Source organism: Metabacillus rhizolycopersici, from assembly GCF_020075705.1.
In genome coordinates, this window is sequence record NZ_JAIQUM010000139.1 from 1 (window position 1) to 6,700 (window position 6,700).

Here is a 6,700-nt window from a genome sequence, read left to right on the forward strand (position 1 = left end):
AAGAGGTATATAGACTCCTAATGGAATCTGTTCTTATGCAGCCATTCCAAATAGTTGATGAATGAACTTCACTTGATTGTGGACAGACTTGTCCCGTAAAGCAAGTTGTCCTTTTTTAATGATATGCATCGCTTCTATTCCCGAAAGAATAGATTTAGCTGTCCGAAAAGATTTCAATCCTAACATCGAACGAACTTTCTTTTTAATAAAACGATGATCTTGTTCTACAATGTTATTAAGATATTTTATTTGCCTTATTTGGATGCCTATGGGCATCTTTTTCTCTTTCTTCAACTCTTCAATCGCCATAGGATAGGATGGGGGGTTCTGGTGCAAAATTTCAAGACACTTGCAATTAATCTTTAAATCTTGGACATACTGATACTAGTACTCTAAAAAAAGGACAGACTCTCCAAAGGGAGAAGTCTGTCCAAAATCAAAAAGAATTCATCCATCAACTGTTTGGACTAATTGCTTAGGACCAGGGGTCACTAGAAATCTTTCGCTTTTTTATATTTTCTTCAAGTATTTGCACCAGAACCTTATATTCTTTGATGCTTATAAAATAGATGATCATGTTGGTATGTATCATGAAGATGGTAATCCATAGGAGCACAATCAAGTACCAGAGGTGTGATTGCTAACATGGTCAAAGGGCTACTGGAAAGAAAAATTCAATAGATGTGTAAAAAGAATATAAAAGGAATGAATAGTGGTATTGCTTCATTTAAAAGTTGAGAATGATCAATTTCTAAAAATGTGTAGAAAGTGCAGAATGAAGAAGCTTATTTAACTTAGCCCATAGCCTTATCTGTAATGATGGGGCTATTTCTTTATGTTCCTTTTTTTGTAATTCAGAGTGCTTAACCAGAAACATGTCTCTAAAGTATAAAAGAAAGTCTTCATAAAACAAATACGATTACTATATTTTTTCTTATAATTGCAAGTATAAATAATTAATTGTTAGTTGAATTCTCAATCTAAATAAAGCGTTTACATATAAGGTTTAATCAATAAGTGACGACTTTAATAGTAGCTAATAGTGAAGTTTCCAAATCCATTATTTAATTGAAAATATATTTTAAAGTATAAAGAGGAGTCTTCATAAAATAACATTGGTTAAAATGTATTGTCCTGTAATTACAATTGTAAATGAGTATTTTTAGGTGGATTTTTAACTAGAAAAACAAATTGATTATGTTCTAATGTTTTTTACTAAATCTCAACCTGGAAGGAGATTCGTTTCTTCTACTTATGTGTAATAAGTAATTGGTATATTAAAACCCAAAAATGACCTGAATTGTATAAAAAATACGTTCAATATTAATTAAGTTCTTAGGAGGATACAAGCATGAAATTATCTTATGTAACAGACAGTTTAGGACACTTACCTTTTGAGGAAATGTTAGATGTTATTAGTGAAATGGGAATTGATACGGTTGAAATGACGACTGGTGGATGGTCTCCAGCACCTCATTTGAGATTAGACGAACTATTAGAAAGTGATCAAAAAAGAAATGAATTTTTAAACGCATTAGAAAAACGCAATATTAAACTGTGTGCTTTAAATTGTTCTGGAAATCCTTTAGATCCAGGTGAACTTGGCAAAGAACATCGGGAAGTTACAAATAAAACATTTGAATTAGCGAAGTTATTAGGCGTAAAGAAGATTATTATGATGAGTGGACAGCCAGCAGGAAGCCCTGAAGATAAAATTCCTAACTGGATTACCTATACTATAAGTTGGCCTCCGGTTCTAAAAGATATTTTAGATTATCAATGGAATGAAGTAGCGATTCCATATTGGAAGGAACTGGTTGTTAAAGCTGAAGAATGTGGTATTGAAAAGATTGCACTTGAAAACTTTAGCTCCCAATTAGTATATAACCCTGAAACATTATTTAGATTACGTAATGCAGTTGGACCTATTGTAGGTTTAAATTTAGATCCAAGCCATCTGATATGGATGGGAGCGGATCCCATTTTGTCAGCTAGAGAATTAGGAGATGCTATCCATCATGTTCATGGTAAAGATGTTCGCCTTGAGAGACATTTATCAGGTATTAACGGTGTGATGGAAACAAAAGAAGTTACGGATGTAGCGAATAGAGCCTGGAATTATGTAGCGGTAGGTTGTGGACAAGATTTACAGTGGTGGAAAGAGTTTTTCTCCGTGGTTAAGATGATGGGATATGACGCAGAAGTTTCTTTAGAAATGGAAGATCTAACCATGTCAGTAGAAGTAGGGGTAAGAACGTCAATCGATGCTTTAAAACAAACACTTAGCTTTTAGTTTAAACAAATGAATTGCTTCAGATACATTAGTGATTATAACGTTCTAAATATTAAGAAATCATTATTTTCTTCCAGCTATTCAAAGCAGGAACATTCCAAATAAAAATTATTTGAAAGAGAGGAATTTTACTATGTTAAATGGAGAGAAGAAAATTGCAAGACCGTTGCGCTGGGGTATGGTTGGCGGAGGACGACTTGGACAGGTTGGTTATAAACATCGAATCGGGGCACTTAGAGATAACACAGCTTTTCAATTGGTAGCTGGGGCATTTGATATTGATCCTGCTAGAGGAAAAGACTTTGGTGTGAACATTGGTGTTGCTGAAGAACGCTGCTATCCAGATTATAAAACGATGTTTGCAGAGGAAGCAAAGCGTGAAGATGGTCTTGAGGTTGTATCAATTGCAACTCCTAATGGTACTCATTACGAAATTTGTAAGGCTGCATTACATGCTGGTTTACATGTAATTTGTGAAAAACCTTTGTTTTTTACGACTGATGAGGTGCGAGAAATTAAGGCACTAGCTGAGGAAAAAGGCAAAATAATTGGTGTAACCTATGGATTCTCTGGTAATCAGATGATGCTTCAAATGCGGGCAATGGTTGAAAAGGGAGAGATTGGGGATGTACGAGTAGTAGACTTACAGTATACTCATGGATTTAATGCCAATGATGATGGGGACAAAATCAATGCTGCACAAAAGTGGCGCATAGATCCTAAGGTTGCAGGACCTAGCTATGTGTTAGGCGATCTGTCTACGCACACCTATTATATGTCGCAATTAATTATGCCTCAAATGAAAATTAAAAAGTTATTATGTGATCGTCAAAGTTTTATCAGCACTCGTGCTCCGCTAGAGGACAATGCTTATGTTTTAATGCATTATGAAAATGGTGCTGTAGGTAGACTGTGGACATCCTCTATTGATGCGGGTTGTATGGATGGTCATCGGATTCGCATAGTTGGTTCAAAGGCAAGCTTAGAATGGTGGGACAGCAAGCCAAATGAATTAAAGTATGAAATTCAAGGGCAACCGATTCAAACCCTGATTCGTTCAATGCCTTACCTGGATGACAGCTGTAATGCTGATGAGCGTTTAGGGGCTTTACATGTAGAAGGCCTATCCGAAGCATGGGCAAATATTTATCTCAAGTTTGCTATTGCCATTGATGCTAAAAATCGTGGTGATGAAGAAACCTTACAAAATCTTGTCTATCCTAATATTGATGCTGGACTAGAGGGCGTTCGCTGGGTTGAAAATTGTGTACGCTCTGCAGATAAGGGAGCAGATTGGGTAGATTTTGAGTAATAAATACACTTTGTTGCAAAGGGAAAATCTTAAATTTAGTTAGCATTGAAATCAATTGAAAAATATCAGAATCTTTCATCAAAACCGTGGTGTTGGTTGTGGAGACCAATCCACGGTTTTAAAAAAAGGCTGTATTAAAGAATAGTTGTTGGTTGCTAGGTTATTAAAAAGTGGATGCTAAAAGCTTTCGTGAACTTTATGGAGTTTTAGAAGAAATTCTGAATGAAAAAAATTAAGAAATAGTAGAAAGGAAAGAGTATGAATGATTTTGAGGGAGGCACTCGATTTAAGTAAGAGTATAGCTAATGATCGCTTGGATATGTACGAGTTGGCAAAAGATAAAGGTCTCTCTGACCCGGATGTCATAAAAATCAGCCAACAATTGGATTTTAAAATTCGGAATATTGAGAGTATACTACGCAAAATTCGCTCGTTGTAAACAGGAACGCTTGATTATCAGAATGACAAACATAGTTAAGCTTTGCGAGCATTACTTATAATTATTTTACCGGAATGATTGGTATCCAACTTTAATAAAGCCAAATGAAATTATATACGGTCTCTTAGATAGAAATCCAAGCAGAAACTATTGTATGTTTACGTTTTTAGCCAAAAGTTTCATCCATCTTTGGTGGATTATTAGAAAGTGTAGTTCAAAGAGAAAAAAATGTAAGCGTTTTAAAGAGGCTGAGAATTTAAAATAGAAGCTTTAAATTTACAATCATCTTTAACACATAATTTTTATGGAGGATGTGAGGGTTTATTCTACCCATCTTTATTAACAGAGGGTGTTTCCTTTGCCATCATATTTAACAAGGAGCTTATTGAATAAGCACTTTGTTAAAACACATACGATCAATAAAGGAGGAATTGAACATGGAAAATCTCAAGTTGTCTGATGATCGTTCCGTTCAAACGGAACATGCCCAGAAAAAGGACCCAAAAAAGTTTTTGAAATTAGTCACCATTGTATCCACTTTTGGAGGGCTATTATTCGGATATGATACAGGGGTTATTAATGGGGCACTTCCATTTATGGCTCGACCCGACCAATTAAATTTAAATCCTTTCACTGAAGGTTTAGTAGCAAGTTCTATAATATTAGGTGCGGCCTTTGGGCTCCATATTAGGTGGACGCTTATCGGATAATAAAGGGCGTAGGAAGGTTATTTTGTACCTTGCGATGTTATTTTTCTTTGCTGCAGTTGGTTGCGCTATAGCGCCAAATATAACTATAATGGTTGCTTTCCGTTTTCTACTGGGACTTGCTGTCGGTGGTTCTTCTGTAGTCATTCCATCATATCTCGCTGAGATAGCTCCTTCAGATCGACGTGGTAGGTTGGTTACCCAAAATGAATTGATGATTGTTACGGGGCAGTTTCTTGCTTATATATGTAATGCAGTGATTGGAAATGTTTTTGGAGATGCAGGACATGCATGGCGTTATATGTTGGTGATTGCAACATTACCAGCTGTGGCGCTTTGGATTGGAGTACTTATTTTACCTGAAAGCCCTCGATGGTTAGCGTCAAAAGGAAAAATGGCCGGAGCATTGAAAATACTTCAACAGGTTCGTAGTGAAAGTATCGCTCAACAAGAATTAAAGGAAATTAAAGCACATATTTCAAAAGAGGAAAAAATGGAAAAAATGAGCTTCAAAGATTTAGGGACACCTTGGATTCGACGTATCGTAATTCTTGGTATTACTATTGGATCTATCTCCCAATTAGTAGGTATCAACTCTATTATGTACTATGGAACACGAATTCTTGAAAACTCTGGTTTTGGAACAAAAACAGCATTAATTGCAAACGTAGCAAACGGATTAATTGCCGTTGTTGCCGTTATTGTTGGTATGTCGCTACTAAATAAAGTGAACAGAAGGCCAATGCTACTTACAGGTTTAACAGGTGTGACGGTTGCGCTTATTACGATTGGTGTTTCCTCTCTAATACTTACGGGATCTCCAATGTTGCCATATGTAGTATTATCCATGACAGTCGTATATTTAGCCTTTTTCCAAGGTGCTATTGGCCCGATGGTATGGCTCATACTTGCTGAAATATTCCCTGTTCGTTTACGTGGTATTGGTATGGGAATGGCTGTTTTGTTTTTATGGCTTTCCAATTTTGTAGTAGGATTATTCTTCCCTATCCTTATGGATGCGATTGGAATATCAGGAACATTTTTCATATTCGCTATATTTGGTATTGTGGGAATAATATATGTAGCGAAGTTCTTACCAGAGACTAGGGGACTATCATTAGAACAAATAGAAGATAATTTTAAAAAAGTAAGCTAATGGAAGTCGGAATTGGACTTAGTTGGAACAGACTAGGGAAAGTAGTTTTATAGAATGGAAGCGCTGTATTGAAGTCGCTGTTGAGATGGATGTGGACGTGTTAAACACAGAATTTACCGGTCATTCAGATAAACCATATAAATGTGAACAGATGTTCATGCGTTCTATGAAAGAGCTTCTTCCGATTATCGAAAGAGAAGGGATTAACCTTTATAAGGTTAGTAGCTTCTCTCTTTTTTAATAGAGATAGGTTGTTTTATAAAAGCTCGAATTTGCTCATAAGAGAATAGAAAGTAAGTTCAGCATATTCTATTCTGGTTCTGGTGCAAAATTTCAAGACACTTGCAATTAATCTTTAAATCTTGGACATACTGATACTAGTACTCTAAAAAAAGGACAGACTCTCCAAAGGGAGAAGTCTGTCCTTTTTTTGACCATGTGCATAGCCTCTATCCCCGCAATAATTCGTTTGGCAGTCCGTAAGGACTTTAGTCCAAGCATCGGGCGAATTCGTTTTTTAATAAAGCGATGATCCTGCTCCACGATATTGTTGAGATATTTAACTTGCCTTAGTTGGATGCCTTCAGGCATCTGCTTTTCTTCTTTTAACTCTTGGATAGCGATTGGATAAGCTGGGTTTTTGTCTACTGTTATCACACGAGGCTTAGAAACGTGCGAAAAAGCCAAGGCTTTCTTAAGAAAGCGTTTGGCTGCTTGTTTATTTCTTGTTTTACTTAGATAAAAATCAATGGTATTCCCTTCCGAGTCAACGGCACGATATAGATACATCCAT

Annotated in this window: 6 protein-coding genes and 2 pseudogenes; 6 read left to right on the forward strand and 2 right to left on the reverse strand. The window is 36.0% G+C overall.

From position 1 onward, the window contains the following. Nucleotides 1-33 precede the first annotated feature (33 nt). Nucleotides 34-360, reverse strand: coding sequence for a DDE-type integrase/transposase/recombinase (locus tag K9V48_RS26615; RefSeq protein WP_438803928.1), 327 nt, complete (start codon nt 358-360; stop codon nt 34-36). Nucleotides 361-392: 32 nt separating this feature from the next. On the opposite strand from K9V48_RS26615, the pseudogene K9V48_RS26620 reads away from it, so the two are divergent. From K9V48_RS26620 to K9V48_RS26645, 6 genes and pseudogenes are all read left to right on the forward strand, one after another. Further along, nucleotides 393-479, forward strand: a pseudogene (locus tag K9V48_RS26620) (IS6 family transposase); the annotation flags it as partial. An 872-nt stretch (nt 480-1,351) separates the two neighbouring features. Then, nucleotides 1,352-2,293: a sugar phosphate isomerase/epimerase family protein gene (locus K9V48_RS26625; RefSeq protein ID WP_224142099.1), complete on the forward strand. Its 942-nt coding sequence runs from the start codon at nt 1,352-1,354 to the stop codon at nt 2,291-2,293. A gap of 133 nt (nt 2,294-2,426) precedes the next feature. Then, nucleotides 2,427-3,605: a Gfo/Idh/MocA family protein gene (locus K9V48_RS26630; protein WP_224142100.1), complete on the forward strand. Its 1,179-nt coding sequence runs from the start codon at nt 2,427-2,429 to the stop codon at nt 3,603-3,605. A gap of 262 nt (nt 3,606-3,867) precedes the next feature. After that, nucleotides 3,868-4,044 (forward strand): aspartyl-phosphate phosphatase Spo0E family protein, encoded by a 177-nt coding sequence (locus K9V48_RS26635; protein ID WP_224142101.1) that lies wholly within the window; start codon nt 3,868-3,870, stop codon nt 4,042-4,044. Between the two features lie 437 nt (nt 4,045-4,481). Then, nucleotides 4,482-5,907, forward strand: a pseudogene (locus tag K9V48_RS26640) (sugar porter family MFS transporter). Between the two features lie 22 nt (nt 5,908-5,929). Then, nucleotides 5,930-6,148 (forward strand): TIM barrel protein, encoded by a 219-nt coding sequence (locus tag K9V48_RS26645; RefSeq protein WP_224142102.1) that lies wholly within the window; start codon nt 5,930-5,932, stop codon nt 6,146-6,148. Nucleotides 6,149-6,255: 107 nt separating this feature from the next. On the opposite strand, the gene K9V48_RS26650 is transcribed toward K9V48_RS26645, so the two are convergent. After that, nucleotides 6,256-6,700, reverse strand: a 445-nt coding sequence (locus tag K9V48_RS26650) for an IS6 family transposase (RefSeq protein ID WP_224142103.1), incomplete at its 5' end; no start/stop codon positions are given.